This is a genomic window from Pseudochrobactrum sp. B5 (genome assembly GCF_001939785.1).
Classification (GTDB): domain Bacteria; phylum Pseudomonadota; class Alphaproteobacteria; order Rhizobiales; family Rhizobiaceae; genus Pseudochrobactrum; species Pseudochrobactrum saccharolyticum.
This window is the reverse complement of sequence record NZ_MOYL01000002.1, coordinates 300,841-320,888: the sequence shown is the minus strand read 5'-3', so window position 1 is coordinate 320,888 and position 20,048 is coordinate 300,841. Positions and strand designations below refer to the sequence as shown.

General features: G+C 45.7%; 22 protein-coding genes. 3 read left to right on the top strand and 19 right to left on the bottom strand.

The genetic code is table 11. The features are described 5' to 3' along the window. Positions 1–65: 65 nt before the first annotated feature. Positions 66–1,097, top strand: a complete 1,032-nt coding sequence (locus BKD14_RS08085; protein WP_245293598.1) for an AraC family transcriptional regulator — start codon at positions 66–68, stop codon at positions 1,095–1,097. Here BKD14_RS08085 and BKD14_RS08080 read toward each other — a convergent pair. Further along, positions 1,094–3,091: an acetoacetate--CoA ligase gene (locus BKD14_RS08080; protein WP_075655100.1), complete on the bottom strand. Its 1,998-nt coding sequence runs from the start codon at positions 3,089–3,091 to the stop codon at positions 1,094–1,096. The two genes, BKD14_RS08085 and BKD14_RS08080, sit on opposite strands and share 4 nt — an antisense overlap. A 701-nt stretch (positions 3,092–3,792) precedes the next feature. Between BKD14_RS08080 and BKD14_RS19295 the strand changes: the two genes are divergently transcribed. Next, positions 3,793–3,969, top strand: a complete 177-nt coding sequence (locus BKD14_RS19295) for a hypothetical protein (protein WP_175576080.1) — start codon at positions 3,793–3,795, stop codon at positions 3,967–3,969. A 285-nt stretch (positions 3,970–4,254) separates the two neighbouring features. Here BKD14_RS19295 and BKD14_RS08075 read toward each other — a convergent pair whose 3' ends face one another. The 8 genes from BKD14_RS08075 to BKD14_RS08040 all read right to left on the bottom strand — a co-directional run bounded on the left by BKD14_RS08075 (position 4,255) and on the right by BKD14_RS08040 (position 11,261). Continuing rightward, on the bottom strand, positions 4,255–5,352 hold the full coding sequence (locus BKD14_RS08075; RefSeq protein WP_083647004.1) for a glycosyltransferase family A protein: 1,098 nt from the start codon (positions 5,350–5,352) through the stop codon (positions 4,255–4,257). A 67-nt stretch (positions 5,353–5,419) separates the two neighbouring features. Next, the gene (gene rfbD, locus BKD14_RS08070) at positions 5,420–6,283 is read right to left on the bottom strand and encodes a dTDP-4-dehydrorhamnose reductase (protein ID WP_075655098.1); all 864 of its coding nucleotides are present in this window, start codon (positions 6,281–6,283) and stop codon (positions 5,420–5,422) included. 7 nt (positions 6,284–6,290) lie between these two features. Then, a complete protein-coding gene (rfbB, locus tag BKD14_RS08065) occupies positions 6,291–7,346 on the bottom strand; it encodes a dTDP-glucose 4,6-dehydratase (protein WP_075655096.1) in 1,056 nt (351 codons plus the stop codon). A gap of 25 nt (positions 7,347–7,371) precedes the next feature. Beyond that, positions 7,372–7,923, bottom strand: coding sequence for a dTDP-4-dehydrorhamnose 3,5-epimerase (rfbC, locus tag BKD14_RS08060; protein ID WP_075655094.1), 552 nt, complete (start codon positions 7,921–7,923; stop codon positions 7,372–7,374). Beyond that, positions 7,923–8,801, bottom strand: coding sequence for a glucose-1-phosphate thymidylyltransferase RfbA (gene rfbA / locus BKD14_RS08055; protein WP_075655092.1), 879 nt, complete (start codon positions 8,799–8,801; stop codon positions 7,923–7,925). Before rfbA ends, rfbC begins: the two co-directional genes overlap by 1 nt. A 29-nt stretch (positions 8,802–8,830) precedes the next feature. Next, complete coding sequence (locus BKD14_RS08050) at positions 8,831–9,760, bottom strand: glycosyltransferase (protein ID WP_075655090.1); 930 nt, start codon at positions 9,758–9,760, stop codon at positions 8,831–8,833. 45 nt (positions 9,761–9,805) lie between these two features. Continuing rightward, positions 9,806–10,459 (bottom strand): ABC transporter ATP-binding protein, encoded by a 654-nt coding sequence (locus tag BKD14_RS08045; protein WP_245293597.1) that lies wholly within the window; start codon positions 10,457–10,459, stop codon positions 9,806–9,808. Between the two features lie 61 nt (positions 10,460–10,520). Next, the gene (locus tag BKD14_RS08040; RefSeq protein WP_139316361.1) at positions 10,521–11,261 is read right to left on the bottom strand and encodes an ABC transporter permease; all 741 of its coding nucleotides are present in this window, start codon (positions 11,259–11,261) and stop codon (positions 10,521–10,523) included. A 233-nt stretch (positions 11,262–11,494) separates the two neighbouring features. Between BKD14_RS08040 and BKD14_RS08035 the strand changes: the two genes are divergently transcribed. Then, complete coding sequence (locus tag BKD14_RS08035) at positions 11,495–12,415, top strand: glycosyltransferase family 2 protein (RefSeq protein ID WP_075655086.1); 921 nt, start codon at positions 11,495–11,497, stop codon at positions 12,413–12,415. Between the two features lie 25 nt (positions 12,416–12,440). Here the strand turns inward: BKD14_RS08035 and BKD14_RS19085 are convergent, their stop codons facing one another. The 10 genes from BKD14_RS19085 to BKD14_RS07990 form a co-directional block, all read right to left on the bottom strand. Continuing rightward, a complete protein-coding gene (locus BKD14_RS19085; protein ID WP_022711843.1) occupies positions 12,441–12,716 on the bottom strand; it encodes a hypothetical protein in 276 nt (91 codons plus the stop codon). 102 nt (positions 12,717–12,818) lie between these two features. After that, the gene (locus BKD14_RS08030; protein WP_075655084.1) at positions 12,819–13,085 is read right to left on the bottom strand and encodes a hypothetical protein; all 267 of its coding nucleotides are present in this window, start codon (positions 13,083–13,085) and stop codon (positions 12,819–12,821) included. Then, on the bottom strand, positions 13,085–13,882 hold the full coding sequence (locus tag BKD14_RS08025; protein WP_075655082.1) for a hypothetical protein: 798 nt from the start codon (positions 13,880–13,882) through the stop codon (positions 13,085–13,087). Before BKD14_RS08025 ends, BKD14_RS08030 begins: the two co-directional genes overlap by 1 nt. Before the next feature lie 53 nt (positions 13,883–13,935). Next, the gene (locus BKD14_RS08020; RefSeq protein WP_083646930.1) at positions 13,936–14,409 is read right to left on the bottom strand and encodes a DUF4376 domain-containing protein; all 474 of its coding nucleotides are present in this window, start codon (positions 14,407–14,409) and stop codon (positions 13,936–13,938) included. Between the two features lie 3 nt (positions 14,410–14,412). Continuing rightward, entirely contained in the window at positions 14,413–15,858 is a 1,446-nt protein-coding gene (locus tag BKD14_RS08015; RefSeq protein ID WP_075655078.1) for a hypothetical protein, read from the bottom strand. Then, positions 15,858–16,061 (bottom strand): hypothetical protein, encoded by a 204-nt coding sequence (locus BKD14_RS08010; protein WP_022711847.1) that lies wholly within the window; start codon positions 16,059–16,061, stop codon positions 15,858–15,860. The genes BKD14_RS08015 and BKD14_RS08010 overlap by 1 nt, the downstream gene beginning before the upstream one ends. A 53-nt stretch (positions 16,062–16,114) precedes the next feature. Beyond that, complete coding sequence (locus BKD14_RS08005; protein WP_075655076.1) at positions 16,115–16,477, bottom strand: hypothetical protein; 363 nt, start codon at positions 16,475–16,477, stop codon at positions 16,115–16,117. Then, positions 16,477–16,929 carry a hypothetical protein gene (locus BKD14_RS08000; RefSeq protein WP_022711849.1) on the bottom strand — a complete coding sequence of 151 codons (453 nt, stop codon included), beginning with the start codon at positions 16,927–16,929 and terminating at the stop codon, positions 16,477–16,479. The genes BKD14_RS08005 and BKD14_RS08000 overlap by 1 nt, the downstream gene beginning before the upstream one ends. Position 16,930: 1 nt before the next feature. After that, positions 16,931–17,404 carry a hypothetical protein gene (locus BKD14_RS07995; protein ID WP_075655074.1) on the bottom strand — a complete coding sequence of 158 codons (474 nt, stop codon included), beginning with the start codon at positions 17,402–17,404 and terminating at the stop codon, positions 16,931–16,933. Then, complete coding sequence (locus tag BKD14_RS07990; RefSeq protein WP_075655072.1) at positions 17,404–20,028, bottom strand: phage tail protein; 2,625 nt, start codon at positions 20,026–20,028, stop codon at positions 17,404–17,406. The genes BKD14_RS07995 and BKD14_RS07990 overlap by 1 nt, the downstream gene beginning before the upstream one ends. Between the last annotated feature and the right edge of the window lie 20 nt (positions 20,029–20,048).

Here is a 20,048-nt window from a genome sequence, read left to right as displayed (position 1 = left end):
GACTGGCCAGACAGGTTGCAAAATCGGCCATTTGGCTACAAAATACGGTCATGACGGATCAAATTTTGGCCTCATCTCACACAGGAAAAGCAGCTGCGGTTATCCCTGCGGCCTTTGTTCGCTGTATTTTGTTGGCCTATGCAAAATATGGGGCAGATCCTGCCGCAGCACTGGAAAAGGCACAAATTCCGCCAGAGAGCCTTGCCAACGAGAACGAACGCGTCACACCGGATCAGTTTGAAGACCTGAACTGGGAGGCAATGCAAGAGCTTGATGATGAAGCTCTGGGTTGGTTTTCCCGCAAATTACCGTGGGGCACCTATGGCATGCTTTGCCGCGCCTCCCTTGGTGCCGCAACGCTTGGCATTGCCCTGCATCGCTGGAAGCGCCATCATCGCCTGCTCACGGACGATGTTCTGCTTAATCTGGATATTGCCGATGGCATTGCCTCGATCAGCATCACTGAGGCGCGGGATCTCGGGGCTTATCGCGAGTTCTGCCTCGTGACATTGCTGCGCTATGTTTTAGGCTTTGCCTGCTGGGCTATCGACGAGAGAATACCGCTGACAACCGCTGAGTTTCCCTATGCAGCGCCACAACATGTCGATATTTATCCCAAGCTGTTTTCACCAAAGCTAAAGTTTTCAGCCTCAATCGCGCGTATTCAATTCAATGCAGCATTTTTAGAACGCCCGCTGCAACGGGATGAGGCTGCGATTAACAGCATGCTCAAACGCGCTCTGCCGCTCACTGTTCTGCCCTATAAAAGCGAACATCAGCTGACAAGTCAGGTACGGCGCCTGTTGCGCATGGCAAAAAACGGCCTTCCTGTGGCCGAGGATGTGGCAAGTGTCTTCAACCTGTCAGTACGCAGTTTGCATCGACACCTCAGCGCAGAAAGAACATCTTTGCGCGCGCTGAAAGAACAAGTGCAGACGGAACGTGCAAAAGAGCTACTTACACGCTCAACGCATCCGATCAAACGCGTGGCCTTCCTTGCCGGTTTCAGCAATGAAAAAAGTTTCTCCCGTGCATTTCGCACCCGCACGAATGAAACACCAAGCGCTTTCAGAAAAAAGTCCCAGACAGGGGGCTAAATCTGCAATTCCGGCAGATTTGCATAAAGAGTTAATGCCTCGGGATTGGCCAGTGCTTCCCGATTGTTAATCGGGCGGTCGTGGATAACATCGCGCACCGCGATTTCAGCGATTTTTCCTGATTTCGTGCGTGGAATATCGGCAATTGCGATAATTTTTGCCGGTACATGGCGCGGCGAAGCGCCGCTGCGTATGCGTTGTTTGATTTGTTCTCGCAAGGCATCATCAAGCTCAATCCCCGCGGCAAGACGCACGAACAGCACAATACGCACATCATCTGCAAAATTCTGGCCGATGCAGATTGCTTCGGCAATTTCCGGCATTTGCTCGACCTGATTATAAATCTCGGCGGTGCCGATCCGCACACCGCCCGGATTAAGCGTGGCATCAGAACGTCCGTGGATAATGATGCCGCCATGTTCCGTGAGTTCGGCAAAATCACCGTGACACCAAACATTTGCAAAACGCTCGAAATAGGCCGAGCGATATTTTTCGCCAGTCGGGTCATTCCAGAACCCTATCGGCTGACAAGGAAAAGGTTTGGTACAGACAAGCTCGCCTTTGCCATGCATCAACGACGTGCCGTCCGTGTCCCAGACTTCAACAGCCATGCCAAGACCTGCACCCTGAATTTCTCCGCTCCATACCGGCAGAACCGGCACGCCCAGCACAAAACAGGATACGATATCTGTGCCACCGGAGATGGAAGCAAGGTGGATATCCTGCTTAACAGACTGATAAATATAGATGAAATTCTCCGGTGAAAGTGGTGATCCGGTAGAAAACACAGCACGCAGATGCGGCAGATGATGGCTGGTTGCAGGTTCCAGCCCGCTTTTGCGCAAAACATCAATATATTTAGCAGAAGTCCCGAAATGGGTCATGTTTTCGGCCTGCGCATAATCAAACAGTACATTGCCATCGGGATAAAACGGCGATCCGTCATAAAGCAGCAAGGTCGCGCCTGCAGCCAGTCCCGAGACCAGCCAGTTCCACATCATCCAGCCGCAGGTCGTGAAATAGAACAGCCGGTCGCCCTGTTTAATATCCGCATGCAAGTGATGTTCTTTGGCATGTTGCAGCAAGGTGCCCCCAGCAGAATGGACAATACATTTTGGTATGCCGGTGGTGCCCGATGAAAAGAGAATAAACAGCGGATGGGCAAAAGGCAGCTGGCTAAACTGCAATTCTGATGGTGTGAATTGTTCTGCGGCCTGATCGAAAGTCAGACATTTGGCCGTTGTACCATTTTGAATCTCACGGGAAACGGCTTCAGCAGTGCCCAGATAATCAACGATCAGCACCGCTTGCAGGGACGGTAGTTGCGGCACAATTTGTTCTAATTTTTCACCGGTTGGCTGCGCCTTGCCATTATACCAATAGCCATCACAGGTGATGAACAGCTTGGGCAATATTTGCCCAAAACGATCCAGCACACCTTGTACACCGAAATCAGGCGAACAGGACGACCAGACAGCACCTATGGAAGCACAGGCCAGCATAGCGGCAATGCTTTGCGGCATATTGGGCAGCATCGCTGCCACACGATCCCCCGCCTGCACACCCTGCGCCAGCATAAACTGCTGTAATTGCGAGACCAGATCCCGCAACTGATCACAGGACAAACGTGAACGGACACGATCCTCACCACGGAACACCAGAGCATCATCACTACCGGTTTTTTTCAGCAGATTTTCAGCATAATTCAGCTTTGCATCGGGAAAGAACCGCGCTGCCAGCATATTGTCGGCATTAATCAGAATGCGAGCGCCTTTATGGCCGATAATACCGCACTCATCCCATATCAGAGGCCAGAACACTTCCGGCCGCTCAACAGACCAGTCATGCAATTGCTGATAGGTCTCAAGAGGTAAGCCGCTGATACTCCGTGCTTTTGCTGTAAAAGCGGTCAGATTTGCCTCAGCAATCTTTTGTGCCGATGGCTGCCATAAAGGCTTGGAACCAGATCTATTCGAATTAACACCTGTATTCATCCGGCACTCCTCCCCAACGCATTATCGCTGTTTTTGAGAGGAAGACAAAGTCTTGATTGGACTTTCTCAAATGATGGCAGGTGTCTTATTTAGACAAAGTTTGATCACAAAAAGTCGGTAATTAAGGTATCGCCCGTAATGAGAAAAATTACTCAAATCATCAGATTATAATGCCCTCACCTAATATGCGGCTATTTAATTTATTTGTCTTTTTCGACATCTCTCCCTCACCCTAAAAGCGCTCTCCAAAAAGAGTAGAGAGATTACAGCAGGTTATGGTTCAATAAGATTTCTGATGTAGATGGAGATCATGATGGCCTGAGCTGACACCACTCGCCAAAAATATGATCGCTACAGCTCACGCTATGCAAGTGATTTAACGAATGATGAGTGGTCTATTAATGAATCTCTGTCGCCAGTATCCAAATACGTTGACCTTCCCATATGACGGATTTGCGAGAGGTAGTGAATGGGCTTCTTTATATTGCTTCATCGGGTGGCTCATGGCAGCTTGTTACCCACGGATTTCCTACCGTTATCCAATATGCAAAAATATTTCTCGATAGCGAGATGACGGCATATTGCGTGCCATCAATAACATGCTTGAGATAACTGGCCAATAAGCCCACAAGTAGGCCCAGCCTCTCGACAGGCGTCATAGATAGCCAGTCGGCTAAAGCAGCGGAATATATAGCTTTGACATGGGTAAAAATAGCAAAGGACGCAAGCATTACATCATGGTTGATACCCTAGTTTTGCTGGATGGTTTGGCGACCCATTTTACTGGTATGCAGGATCGTGATAGAGCGCCTGACGCTTTGAAAGCCATACTCAAACCGTGGCCATGCTTGCGTCATATATTTGCAGATGGTGGCTGAGCAGGGGAAAAACGGTATGGCAAGTTGAAAAAGGTCGGAAATTTCGCTTGAAACCATCAGGCGGTTTGATGGCATTGAACGTTGTGAGGTCCTACCAAGCAGATGGCTTATAGAGAGTACTTTGCATGGTTGGAACGATGCCGCAGATTAGCCAAATAATTCGTGCAAACCATAGCCTCCGCTAATCATACACATAAAGGATCGCAAGGGCCTGATTTCTTTGCATATATTATAAGTTAGGTCTAAGCTTAAGAAAAATGGCACCCATGATGGTGCCATTTTTATTTAACGAAACCTGAAAGTACTTTTCAAAGAATAAATAAATTTGTACATTAGCATTGACGATTTCATTAATATTGGATTCCGAGTATTTATAATTTTTGACTGCAGCATCAGTTTAATTTTACTTCGCCTCGGCAATACGGTATTTGCAAGTATAGTTTGTATATACTCGTTCATAATTGATATTAATTCATCTTTATGCGCGGCCATTTTTAATTCTTGTGGAGTCGTCGCTGGCATAATAGCTTTATATGCCTCCCCTACCACCAAATTAGTAAATCTCGGCACTACAAGGTCACGAATGTAATACCTGCTTCGATCTGGATCATCTGAGAATGTCGCACACAGCTTTTGAATATATTTAAGGCGACTACGGCTCATTCTTATACTATATGAAGTGCTATTTGTATTAATGCACCAGACTGTAACTGCTTTGGGAATGAAATAGTTCGTATATCCTTTTCGGAATATGCGCATAAACAAATCATCATCCTCATACCCCATAAACTGCGCATCAAATCCTCCAACATCTTCAAAAGCATCCCGACTTATTAGAGACGCAGAAGGCAAAACATGCATATCAGAGTTAATCAGATCATTAATGAAACGTTTTGGGTGTGAACTATGATATGTAACCATATCACTCCTTACAATATTACCCTCTTCATCCGCCTCCATTAAGTCAGCATAAACCCAACCAAAGTGAGGATCATCCTGCTCAACACCTTTGATTAGTGTTTCAATATGAGTTTTAAGATAGAAGTCATCCTGATCCAAAAAAGAAATAAATTTTGAATTCGAGTGCTTAACCCCCCAATTTCGAGCGGATCCCTGCCCACCATTCTCTTTGTGGAGTACCTGAAAACCCATCTTTGCAGCGATTTCATTTAGTTTGTTGGTTTCTTCAACTGTTGAGCCATCATTAACTACTACGAATTCAGTAGCTTTAATTGTTTGGTTTAATACACTTTGCGCAGCACGCTCAATATATTTAGAACCATTATAATAAGGTATGATAACAACTACAGTATTCTTATCAGACGTAAGCACCGCCGAAGTCTCCACCTCTACAACAGTAGATACAACATCAACATTCCGCATTTTAAATTCCATCAATCAAAATTATATTGCTGATCATTAAAAAATTTCAAAAATCCAATTCAAGCATTTAAGGCAAAGCATCTCTAATAGCTTCATCTAAAGATAAAGACTTATAATTAAAAGAATTATTGAACTTCGCATTAGACAATCTTGAATTCATAGGTCTCTTTGCTCTTGTAGGATAGGATTCTGAAGGAATGTGAACAATACGACATTGAATTTCATTTTTATTAACAGAGAGATTCAAAATTCTTTCAGCAAAATCTGCCCAACAGCAAGAAGTACCACCTGAGAAATTATACACCCCCCATCCATTAAAGGAATTATTTAATTTATGATTTTTCAAAACATGGAGAATAGCAGATGCAATTTCCAATGCGGAAGTTGGATTACCAACTTGATCGAAAACAACCTGTATTTCACTACGATTCTCTGACAATCTCAGAATAGTTTTCATAAAATTATTTCCGAAAGGACTATAAACCCAAGAAGTTCTTAGTATTAAATGATTTTGATTATTTAAAGCTACTAAGCGCTCTCCTTCAAGCTTACTAATGCCATACACATTTTGTGGATTTGGCATGTCGCTTTCGACATAGGCGCACTCAGCAGTACCATCGAAAACATAGTCCGTAGATATATGAATAATAGGTATGTTTAATTTAGCTGCAGCTTTCGACACAGCACCAGCACCAATAGCATTAATTGCAAAAGCTAAATCAGGTTCATCTTCAGCTTTGTCAACAGCGGTATAAGCTGCTGCAGATATAACTAGATCCGGTTGAACAGCAGCTAGAGCAGGATAGATAGTCTCAGGCGCAGCCAAATCCAATTCTGGCCTACCTAAAGCTATAATCTCAAAACCATCGTCGTCCCTTGCAAGCAAACTCTGTACAACCTGACCATTTTTGCCAGTAACTGCAATTTTCATAACAAAACTATGCCTGCCCTAATCGTTCACCAGTATATGTTTTTTCACGAATTGGCCGCCACCACCACTCATTATCAAGATACCAATCGATTGTCTTTTCCAACCCCTGCTCGAAGGTAACCGTCGGCTTCCACCCAAGATCTGCCTCTATTTTAGCAGCATCAATAGCATACCGACGGTCGTGACCAGGACGATCTGTAACAAAGGTGATCAGCTCCCGATAATTCTTCCCGCTAGCTCTTGGACGTTTCATATCTAATATATCACAAATAGTCTCAACAACGGAGAGATTGGTGCGCTCTTCCCGACCACCAATATTGTAACTCTCCCCAATAAACCCTTGCGTTACGACTAACTCAAGAGCCTTGGCATGATCTTCAACGAACAACCAGTCTCTTACGTTGTTTCCTTGGCCATATATAGGCAACTCGATTTCGTGAAGGGCATTAAGAATAACCAGTGGAATAAGTTTTTCAGGAAAATGAAATGGTCCATAATTATTAGAGCAATTCGACAGAACCACAGGTAAACCATAGGTCTCGTGCCAAGCACGTACAAAATGATCTGAAGCCGCTTTAGATGCAGAATATGGAGATGAAGGTGCATATGGCGTTGTTTCAGTGAAGATACCTTCATTAAACGGCAAATCACCAAAAACTTCATCTGTCGAAATGTGATGAAAACGAAAGTCCACTTTTTTATCAGTCGGCAATTCGCGCCAATAAGTTAATGCAGCACTCAACATGCGAAATGTTCCGACAACATTTGTCTCAACAAAAGCCGCAGGCCCATCAATCGATCTATCCACATGGCTTTCGGCAGCCAAATGCATAATCTTGTCAATATTTTCATCTTTTAATATCGATAGTATTTTTTGCTCATCACAAATATCTACACAGTAATGCTTATAATTACGAAAATTCTCGATACTTTTCAGTGATTGTAAATTACCAGCATAAGTCAGTTTATCGATATTTATAACTTTGTTTTCTGGATTTTGCACAAGCAAGCGACAAACAGCAGAACCAATAAATCCTGCTCCACCGGTAACTAAAATATTCATAACAATTAGGCTCCGCCAATAATGTTTATTCAAATACCTGGGCTGAGCTCAGATAAGGTGCTACAGAGTCCTTATTCGAAAGCTGGTATTCAACGCCTAACTCCGGCCATTCTACAGCCAAATTTGTGTCATCATAACGAATATTACGATCACATTCAGCAGAGTAATACCCACTGACCTTATAAGAGACAACTGTATGCTCTTCGAGCGTCAAGAAGCCATGAGCAAAACCTTTTGGCACTAGAATTTGATTGCCACGTTCTGCCGTCACTTCCAATGAAACCCATTTACCAAATGTGCTTGAACCGCGGCGAATATCAACAGCAACATCGTAAATTCGCCCCTGCAAAACGCGCACAAGCTTGTCTTGCGAATGAGGTTCAAGCTGATAATGCAAGCCTCTCAGAACACCCTTCTTAGCGGAATATGATTGATTGTCCTGAACGAACTCCATAGAAATTCCATGAGCCTGAAACTTATTCTTATTATAAGTCTCAGTGAAATACCCACGATCATCACCAAAGCGTGCAGGAATTATTTCCAATACACCGAGACCTAAATCATTCACTTCCAACATCAATGTACCCCCTGCACAACACGGCGCTTCAGATAGTCTGCATATTCGGTTTTCCCAAGTTTAGCAGCACGATCCAAAACTTTTTCCGCTTTCAAATAGCCCATCTCAAAGCCGATTTCCTCAGGGCAAGCGATCTTCATACCTTGCCTATGTTCAATAGTACGCACAAAAGATGAGGCTTCATGAAGACTAGAGTGTGTCCCTGTATCAAGCCATGCATAACCACGACCTAGACGTTGAACACGTAAAAGTCCGCGCTCCATATAAATATTATTTACGGTGGTAATTTCTAATTCACCACGTGCAGATGGCTTGATGCTAGCAGCAATATCTACGATGTCATTATCGTAAAAATAAAGCCCTGTTACAGCCCAATTTGATTTAGGTGAGGTTGGCTTCTCTTCAATCGAATGAGCAACACCTGTATGTGCATCAAATGCTACAACGCCATAACGTTCTGGGTCATCGACATGATATGCAAAAACTGTTGCTCCAGATTCTTGACTAATAGCCTCTTTACAAATCTGAGGTAGATCAACGCCATAATAAATATTATCGCCTAGAATCATTGCAACCTTGTCTTTGCCAATAAATTCACGACCAATAATAAAGGCTTCCGCCAAGCCATTCGGCTGCGGTTGCTCTGCATAAGATAGCTCTATACCAAACTCAGACCCATCACCGAGGAGCTCCTTAAATGCGGGCAAATCGCGAGGAGTAGAGATAATCAAAATCTCTCTAATACCCGCCAACATAAGAGTGCTTAGCGGATAATAAATCATCGGCTTATCATAAACAGGCAGTATTTGCTTCGAAACAGCCAAAGTGAGAGGATACAAGCGAGTACCGCTACCTCCTGCCAAAATTATTCCCTTCAACCAACTCTCCTTACACCAGTTACGGCGCTTTACAATTTACCCATTAATGCCGATACATATAAACCAATATTAGGAATATACGTTTGACGTTTTATGTCATTCTTAAACAGAAATAATAGACGTTTTACGATATTGCCTTTACGTGCGACCTTAAATTTGTTGATTAAGTCAACATTATTCATAAGCAATAGGTCTTGGCATTTTTCCAAAGCATGCAGATTAACATCAATCCATTCTGAGAAATCACCCGAAAACAATGCGACAATTCTATGCCACATGGCCTGCACACCTTTGTTACGACCAAAAACATTATTTCCATGTTGCCGGTAATCAATTTGCGGAACACTGTCATAAATTACATGTCCACCAGCTCCCATAATGATTTGATAACACCACCAATCATGACTAAAAAAGCATGTACGCTTAGCACTTTCGCGTAGCAGCTTAAATGCCGCTGAATTAAGCACAATTGTGTTCCCACCGGCCAAACTTTGAACCAATGCATTACCAAAGCTAGGCTTTCTGCGAAATAACGGCGAATATCCTAAAGCACGCCCCTGAACATCAATTAACCGCGAACGACTGCAGTACATAGCCCGCGCTTTTAGATCTACAGCTGAAAGCTGTTTAAATGCATTACCCAATTTATCGGCATGCCAAATATCATCCTGATCGCTGAAAGCAACCAATGAATCTTGCGCATCTAAAGAGTTAATAAGAAAGCGAAAATTCTCTGAAAAGCCTTTCCTCGGCCCAAAAACAACTGTAAAACTGCCTTTGTTCCATCTCCTGCTCCATTCATCAAGTATTTTGAGTGTTTTATCTGTAGAGCCATCATCGCTTACTAATATATCTATCTTATTGAAAGTTTGATTATTGAGCGATTTGAGCTGCTCTTCTAAAAAAGACTCACCATTATACGTTGCTAATAATATTGTGATTTTTTCATTATTATACACAGCGCAACCTATTAAGTATAAATTTCAACCGAATATAACTATTAATCAAAGATATTTATCTTCAACAAGTTTACCATGTTCAAACTGCAGTGTTCTATTGCAATAAAGTTTGATCATTTCTGTTGAATGTGATGCTAATACAAAAATGCTTGCCGATTTAATTACATTTTCCATTCGCGCCTTGGCTTTTTCCTGGAATGAAGCATCCCCTGCCCCCAGAACTTCATCAATCAGTAAAATCTCTGGTTGAATAGCTGTTGAAATTGCAAAGGTCAGACGAGTTAACATACCTGCTGAATAGGTATGAACTGGCGCTGCCAAAAAGTTACCCAGCTCTGTAAATTCCTCAATGTCCGGAATGAAGCTTCGCGCCCGCGATTTAGTCGCTCCGAGAAACATAGCCATACGAATGATGTTTTCATAGCCAGACAACTCAGCATCCAACCCCGCGCCAAGCTCGAAAATAGTTGAAATACGCCCCTCAACACATACACTTCCAGCCGTAGGCGCATAAATTCCACCTAATGTGCGAAGCAGAGTCGATTTACCGGCACCATTATGTCCAATCAATCCAACGCGATCGCCATCATTCAATGTAAAGCTAATATCATCCAAAGCTTTAACTGTGATAATATTACTGGTACCGCGCGATATAATTCCACCTGTACCTGCCGCTACCAAGGTATTACGCAATGACATGCTATTCCCCTGGTATAGGGGATATTCGACAGTTGCGTTCTGAACTTCAATTATAGCCATTTTAATGAACCCAATATGCCAAACGATGGCGCTTCGAAACCGTCATTGCAAGCGCTGCGGACCAACCAAGCACTGTCATCGCAAGCACAACGCACCACGTAAATAGTGAAGGAACCACTCCCATTATCGGGTCGCGGATTAAGGATAATAAATAAGTAAAAGGATTCAAATCAGTTATTATGGCCTTCGCTCCAAGCTGACTTGGGCGAAACAAAACAGGCGTTATAAAGAATAACGGCTGCATAATAGCCGCTAAAAGTGGCGCAAGATCACGATACCGCGCTCCGATGTAACCAATAAATTGAATAATCCACAGCAGATTCAGACATACTAATAAAAATCCAGGAATAAATAGCAAGGCAGTCCAAGATAAATGCTCCGGATAAATCATCATTACTAAAATGACGACTATAAAGTTGTGACCAAAATTTATAATCTGTCGAAACAACAGCAAAATGGAAACTAAGAGAGATGAAACGGGAACATTTAGAATTAATCCTCGGTTTCCATAAAACACAGCCGCAGCCTCAACTACGCTGCCGCTCAGAAACATCCAAGTCACCAAACCTATACTCAATGACGGAATAAAGGTCGCTCGATCAACCTCGAACAATGCGCTCCACACAAATCCCAAGCCGCCAACGCCAATTAATGTACCAATAACAAGCCATAACGGACCAAGAACGGATCTGCGATATCGTGCTTGCGTATCACTCCAAGCCAAGTGCAAAGCGAAATTCATTCGCGTGGCAGCACCCGACAACTCATTCTTCAACAATGCTATTTTCTTGTTATGCAATTGACTTAAACCCTAAGCATTCTGGAATTGGCTTTGATGACATTAGCACCTAGATATCACGCTATTAGCAAAACAGACTTGAGAATGATACTCTGAAAGCACCCCTCAGCACATCATCATTTACAACTATCTATGCTATAAGTTGAACACCATGGGAATCACAATCAAGGCGCAGAATGACAATAGAGCCAGACCAGAAAGCAGACCTAATAGCTGCAATTATCGTAACTTATAATCCTGACTTTAAAGCTCTGGCCCAGCTTCTAGATGCTATTTTGCCGCAAGTACATAAGACCATTATCGTCGATAACGGTTCACAAAATGATGTGTGTAGCTTTATTAATAACTTCACAAATAAAATCATATTTGAACCATTAGAGCAAAATCTTGGCATTGCGAAAGCACATAATGTCGGCATCGAAATTGCCCGAAATAGCAACAGTAATTATGTGCTATTATTTGATCAAGATAGCCTTCCACATTCAGATATGGTTAAGAAGCTCCACTCAGCAGCCGTAGAAAAACGCAAAGCTGGAATAAAAATCGCTTGCCTTGGAGTTCGATATGAAGATCCGCGTCAAAAAAACCCTCCACCATTTATCAAGGTAGAAGGTCTCAAACTAACCAGACATCAATGCAATTGTGAGAGTGAGATTGTTGAGGTCGACTATCTAATATCATCGGGCTCTCTTATTCCAATCGAAACAATCGATAATGTTGGTGGGATGCGTGAGGAGCTCTTTATTGACTACGTAGACATTGAGTGGGGACTAAGAGCACAAAAGCTTGGATATCAATCTTATGGCGTATGCTCTGCTTACATGCAGCATGATCTTGGAGACAATCCAATTATATTTTGGGGACGAAAAATTCCAGTCCACTCACCATTGCGCCACTATTATCATTTCAGAAATGCAGTTTGGCTTTACAAACAAAACTGGCTAAAAACTAACTGGAAAATAGTTGATGGGATAAAGCTCATAAGAAAGTTTGTTTTTTATAGTTTATTTACTGAGAACCGAGTGGATCATATTCGGATGATGTTAAAAGGCATTTGGCACGGATTAACAAACAAAATGGGGGCCATGAAACCATAACCCCCATACACTGCCGTAGTGAAAATCAGCGTGTTTGAAACACTTTATCCAATCTATCATTCATGCGGTCTATTTTTGCATCAAGTCCATCAATAGCCCGCATCATTCGTTCTGTCTGTTCATTCATACCAGGTCTTGTGACATAATTTTCTGCAACATGAAGTTGATATGCAGCATGTTGTCGTTCATGATAAGCTCGATTAGCATTAATTTGTTGCTGTAAACGATACCATACACCAACTACAGAGCCACCTATTACTAGTAATGAAGATATTTGCGTCCATTCGATAGCACCATTCATAACCAGCACCCCTGCCGTTTTCCATTTTGATCATTACCTTCCACCCGTTCTGCTGCTGGCCGGTCAGCCTTTGTCAGTGCCACCAGTCCAGCAGCGGAAAGATCATTCTTCCGCCAACCCGCGCAGCTGCTCACAGTCTGTGGGTTGCACCCCGCGACGGCGAAGAGACTGAACACAGAAATCATAGTCCGATAGATAGCGCGTTTTAGCATCATCCTTCACCCTCTCCCGCTCAGCGCGGATATCACTCTGCATCTGCTTAATTGCCCCGCGTTGCCGCTCTTTGTATTTACCAAGCTGAACAGCACCCGTGAGTGCAACAAAACCCACGGCCAGCACAGCCATAATGATTTGGAGCCGCCCCTGCATCAGAGCCCCTCAAAAAGTTTTTCGACTTTGGATTTCACAAACGGCATTGAGTAAATCGCGTATGCCGCGATACCGCCCACCACAACCACGGAAGCCAGCTGTACCCGCCAATCCAACAATCCAAGAGCTGGAAGCGCCGCAGCTGTCAGCCATGTCCAAAAACGCTTTGAATGAGAAACTGGTTTTGTCTTTTCAGCCTCAAGCGGCGGCGTTTCCGCTTCCGTCTTTTCAGGAACCGGTACGGCCAAGCCGTTGCCTGCAGTTTTTGCCTTACGCAAAACCACCTCAATCGCTTCCGGGCTTACCAGAGCCTTATTGAGAGCATCACCATCATAATATGACTGGCCGCGCTTTAGCTGGCCGTGCGCTCCTTTCGTCGCGGTAAGTACCGGAAACGAAGCCCATTCCATTGCCAGCTGATTGGCAAATTCAGCCGCGGAGATTGTACCGGCCACGAACTCTTCATAGCCACGGCGCTTAAGCAAGTGATAGCCGAGGCGGTCTTGTAAATCCGGATCAAAAATCTGCCGCCCGTTCAGACGCAGCTCACGCGACAAATCCTGCAGGGTCTTGCGCATGAACTGATAACCACCGGAGGCCGATGATTTGAACCGCTTGGTAAAGCTGGCCTGTGCATCCACCAGTTCACCTATTGTCATTGAGGTGATTGGTTTCGGCAGTTTATCTTGATTGTGACCATAGATAACATCATAAGACGCGCGATCAGTCCGCCCGACTTCAGTCTTACGAATGAAGTCAAGCAGAATCGCCGCGCCAGCTGGCACGGTTTTATCCATCTGAATTTTCCTGTGATTGTGCCTGACTTTCAGGCGGGAGCGATTATTGCCGGTCAGGCAAAAGCAGTGTCGATATGAGTTTGATCGGTTATTGTGCCATCCAGAATTAGCGGCAGCACCTGCGCGTAAATGCCGAAGACGTTGTTTACATGCGCTCCGACTGCATCAGAGATTGCAATGATTTTTGCTGCATCCAACAATGCAATCTCGCCAGTTGATGTCGCCCAAGGCGTTGTAAAATCTGGATTGCCCTTCGCCGCTTCACGCGCACCGGCAATCATGATCTTTGAACGGTCATCGGTAGCAATGTGCAGGCCGTTAAATTCAAACCCGCCCGTTTCTTTCTGCCAGCGTTTATCTGCAGCGTAGAGCATCAGTGCCTGCTTTGGATCAACAGCCTGTTCCGGCGTGGCTTCACTGGCCGGTATTTCCTTGGTAGGCAGCGCTATCTCTGGAAACGCTGCCGAGTGCATGGGGAATCCTTTTTTACCCACACGACTTTGGTCAAGCACTGTCACAGTATTCATAGATTAATCCTCTTTATCAAATTCAGGAATGAAACGACCAGTGCCGCGCTCACAATTCGGGTCTAGGTTAAGGACGAAAGCATCTTTTCGCCGCCCTGTAACCATCCAAGCGATTTCATCATTGCAGGATTCATCAGCACAGGTGATATTCAATATGCCACCCGCCATCTTGCCATCAGGCCAAACGACCGTTCCACCTTCCTGATTTTGCGTTGAGGAAATCATGATATCGGCATTCAATGCCGAGAAAGTACCCGGCATCATTCCGAAATAGTCATCGATATTGACAGCTGCCTTGCCATTAACAAGACGGACAACGCCACGATAAATATTCACGTACTCCGGAGCTTCAACAAAGCCGTGACGGAGGTTTTTATTCGCCGGATCACGAGGGTGATCAATCAGGAAAGTGCCGCTGCCCTTTGACAAAGCCCCTGGTATGTGAACGCGGTTATCAGAACCGTAGCACTCCAAAAGGACGGCTCCTTTGAAGCCAGCTTGAACGCGCCAACTCCCGTATACCGTATCGGATATATTTGCGGACATTGTATATGCGTATGCTGCTGCAGAGGACTGTAAGTAATACGCCGGAATACTCCCCTTAACTGAAATAGTGGCGCTGATTGCGCTTACAGCTCCGGTAAAGTCAGCACCTGACAAACTTGCCTTTCCATTAAGTGCATTTTGCGTTGCCGCTGCATTTGCTTTGCTGTCCAACGCACTTTGCGTTGCCGCTGCATTTGCTTTGCTGTCCAACGCACTTTGCGTTGCCTGTGAAATTGGTAGATCAGACTTCGCAGTAAGCGCACCCGCGCCGTCAATCAGTTGATCCTCAGTACCGCCTGCGGGTAGTGTATACTTTTCGTCAATTGCAGTCGCATATTCGGCTATCGCATCAGTCATGCTCTTGATTGACTTCAGCGTAATTGTGCCGTCCGCCCCCATGATGATGAACTGATCATTGGCTTTCGCAATCGCTGCAAGCTCTGTGAGATTTGCAATATTCTCCATTGCAGCGAGAGTGGCCAGATTGCCTTTGGTATCATCGGGTCCGAATTCTGATTTCGGCACCAATTTCATAACACCTGGTCCAACAAAAACCGGTACTGCATCTTCTTCGCCAACCAGACCGGCAAATGCTTCAAGATTACCTGTGGTCAGCAGATCTCTCATCATCCGAACAGCAGCCTGCACGCGGCTACCATCCGGCTGATAGCGAACCCGCAAGGGTTGCCCGTCACCGGCAGCTGCCACAGGGCAATTATCAAATAACCGGCCGCTGTTCTGCCCAGTGATTTCAGCAATAATGAGCACATAGCCTGTTGCGGTGATAATTGCATCACCGGCCTGAATGGCTGCGGTCTGCAATGCCGAGCCTGTTGTGGTGAAGTCAGGTGTTCCGGCAACGAGATTAAGCGTGCCGGTCATCCAGTCGGGACGAATAGCCATTAATCTGCCCCTTCCTTACGCTCTGCAATCAGTTCTTTGTTTTCCGCTTCCAGAACTTGAATGCGTTCTTTCATCATTAGATTTTCTGAAGCCAAAATCAGATTACGCTGACGGATAATGCCAAGCTGAAACGCCGTTTCATGCAGTTCAGCCAGCGGGTGAATTTGTATTGGTGGAGTGATATTGGTCTGTGTTGCAGACATGCGTTCTCCTTCCCGCACAAAGCGGGTGATTGCTGTGAGTGAAGTAAGGAAAGTCAACCGCCTATCGAATTCCAATAGACGTAATAGGTGACATAGCGCGTTGTGCCGGTTTTGTTGTAAATCCTCATTGAAGCCATATCGCTTTGAATACGGGCTTCAAATTGCGATAGAAACGCGACAACACCATCGGACGGTTTAAGCATAATCAGTGCCGGCTGCTGATAGGTGCGTCCGAATGGAATGAGCACATTGCTATTTGCTGGCACCTGAACCGAGCCTGTTACATTTGGAGCAACAGTGCCGATCCCCTCATGCAGCACAAAGTCAAAAAGATCAGTGCTATCAACGTCCTTTCCGGGTTTGGAAATGCGGAATTTAAAGTTGGCACCACGCTGGAACAATACCCGCCCCGCCATCAGAACTTCTCACGTAGCTTGACTAAGAAGACGGTATAATTGAACCGGCATTCATATTGAGGCACCCAGCCCCTAAAAGTCAGTTTGTTGTGAGAAATGCCAACAACAGGCATAAAGTTTACTAAGCCAATATTCCCGCCGAATGATTGCGTAGCCACAATACCGCTCAGATCAGGCGGGAATTGAAACGGCTCAGCGGCGGAAGATTTAAAGCCCATGAATGCCAGCGGAATAAACGGAAGCTCCTGAAATGGGACTTCAATTTGATGCCGCCATAATCCTTGCGATTCATTATAGCCGAATGACGGAACAGAACCTTGCGCATGGATTTTCAGCATGTCTTGGACAGATGACATCAACATCTGGCCGCCCTGCTGTACGGTTTTGCCCTGCTTGGCTACCCAGATGCCATGCTGATTACCGTTCTTGCCGATAAGGATATTTTCATCCATGTCATATCCCCATCACCAGATAAATAAAGCTCTCCCGATAATAACCAGAAGGGTTGCGAATTCGCGGGATTGTTATGCGACTATTGGTGACGGTTATTTCGCCCGTGCGCCAATAATCACTTGGCCGATTGATGAGAGGCTGAGCGCCCAACAATACCATGCCATGATTGCCCCAATACCGAGGATCAGACAGACTGATTAACAATACTGTCGGAACATAATCCAATGGCTGAAAATTGATAATCTGCGGCGCAGACCAATCCGTTTGCTCATCCCAACGGGTCAAATTCTGCGGCGGTGGATCCATTTTATAACTGGATTGATCAATATGCAGACCAACTTCCACAATAGTGCTGGAGAACAACCAATCACTGTCAAAGAGCTTGTCACCCTCGGCCAATGATGGATTGTCCGCGTCAAATCCCTGTTTTGAAACCACCAGATGATTTTTTGTTAAGTGCAGTCTTGTACTCATCAGTCAGACACCTTCAAAAAACCCTCATCAAGATTAATGACGAATTTGCTGTCAGGTGAGCGGATCAGACCTGAAATGATTTCTTTGATTTTTGCCACCATCAGGGTCAGTTCACCATTAATGAACGTCATTGGCGCCATGCTGTTCACACCATTGGTTACAATCCACTGATCCGAGTTCGTCATGATCCGGCTCAACAATTGGCCGTCGTCGCCTGTGAAGGCTTCCAACCACATCGCAGCCTGTGCAGTCTGCCCCATAGCTTCTACGTAACTACTGAAAGCAATCCGAGACAAAGCACTGCCACTTGTCGCTTCACTGGTAATGCGTATCAGCCCATTAGCGGAGAAGTTGCCGACATCAGCAGTGAGCAGGGTAATTGCTTCAGCCTGAGCTTCAACAGTATCGCCAACTGTATTGATACGCGTTGTCAGTTGGCTAACAGCCTGAGCAATATCCTCATCAACTTTTGCCTCTAGCTTTTCGATACGGGAAGCAATTGCACTGCCGGGACCGATGGAAACGGAAACAAGCCTTGTGTAACCTGCCTTTAGATTGCCCGCAGTGACCGCCGCTTCTTCACGTAGCAGTTTGAACATACCGGCATTGCCAGCTTCCTGCTCAGCTGCCAGCGCACCAATACGATCCAACTCCTCCTGAACATACCGATCTGTCTCTCCCAAACCTTTCAGAACATCGCTGATGTCCTTATTAAGCTGTTCAATATTGATAGCGTAAATATCAAGTGGACCGAAACGGATATCCGCAGTGCGCACCTCAATCCAATCAGACCAGACAAAGGGCGTAATGCCATCATAGGATGAATAACGTGCGCGGACTTCATAGAGCATATTCGGCAAAAGAATGCCTGGAGCAATCAATAGCGCCCCGCGCTCTACATCTTCAGTTCGGCCTTTATAGATTTCAGCCAGCGATGATTTGAGACGCACCTCAAACATAACCGTATCAACGCCGGTCACTTCACCATCCCAGACCAATCGAATGCCACACCGGCGATTATTGCCGTTACTGTCCTGTGCAATATCTGGTGTAACAGCAAAATCGAAGATGGGTGTCGGCAGCGGACGCATTGCACCAACTGCCCCGTCAACCGGCGGGCGATAATCCGAGCCGCTTTCCCAATCATAGTCGGACGGATCAACCTCAGTCATATCGGCCAAAACATCAAGATTGGCACGGTCAACCGAGCCATCAATCCGCATCAGCTTATTGACATAACCGTTGCGCTTGGAAGTCCATGCCCATATAACGCCAGGCACAGCATACGCCCAGAATTTCGGTGGAATGACCAGAGTGTGCCGCCGCGCCCGCTGGCCCTCTTCAAGAGCCGACTTCATAAGCCGCTGCACTTGTTCAGCATATGGCACAAAGTTCAGTTCAACTTTAGCCATCAAGCGCCGGTTGCCGTGCAAGGCTTCCAGATCAGTACGGAACAAGGATGGCGCGGACTTCATCACCCAACCGTCAGTGAAGGACGGATAAGTTGCGGAGACACCATTGATCGTATCCGACAGACCGAAGAACGGGGTGAATGTCTGCTCATCGGTCGAGAGAATATCGTCATCGGTGAAATGAATGACCGGCGCATCGGGGCTGCCCAGAAACATCTGATAGAAACCGCCGACTTCCGCGATACGCCCCTGACAGGACGTGTTCAATGCTTCAAGTGCATTTGCGAGAGGCGCATCAATAGTGATCTCGCCACCAGCCCGATAGGTCGGCTCTAAGCCATTTGCCCCATAAATAGGTGCACGGCACTTATTAATGGCCTTGATCCAGTTGTCAGCTGGAAGGCGCGCAGCAGACATGCCCTGCACACCATAGAACCACTGATTATTCCAGCGGAGGCCACGCAGCAGGTTATATTCCTGTACAGCTGGCAGATGATCGCCATCACCACCCCATGTGGACGGATCAGACCACCGATGCGAACCGTTTCCGCCTGCGGTGCTATCTTTTGACAGATCGTAGAATTTGAAGCCATCCAGCTCGAATTTGAAATTCGGAATACCGGAGAACATCTGCTTACTGACACGCGCCGTCACAATGGCATAGGCCACACCACGACCGACACGGTTCACATCCCATTGGCGGTTCTGATTGGAGCAGGTATTGACCAGAAAACTATCAGCTACAGTCTGGGTACCATCATAGAATTTGACCCAAAGATTATCACCATCGTTGCGATATTCTTTTACCTGCCAACCCCACGACATATCCGGCGTATTGTAATCAAGGGTCACTTTCTGACCGTTGACCCAAACCTCCCGCAGGCCAGCGACCGGCAGATCAGACAGTGCAATAACCTGTGTCAGATAAGCGTTTGGTGTATCGCCGTCATGCCCCCATGTGTTGACCCAGACCAGAGAACCGGCTGTTGACGTTCTCCCGATCAGGAAGGATCGCGGCAGGTCACCACCGGCTTGCAGGCTGCCATTGATGGAAAATACCGGTTCCTGCGGTTTGCCTGCAATGGATTGCGCAAGCAGATTGAGGCCGATACCAACGGCGGCTTTAAGCAAGAAGCTGCCGACCGCCCCTGACAAAAAGGTAGAAGCCATCAGGCCGCCTATCGCAGATGCGATACCGGTAAAAATTGCCATGAATAATCTCTTTGAAAACT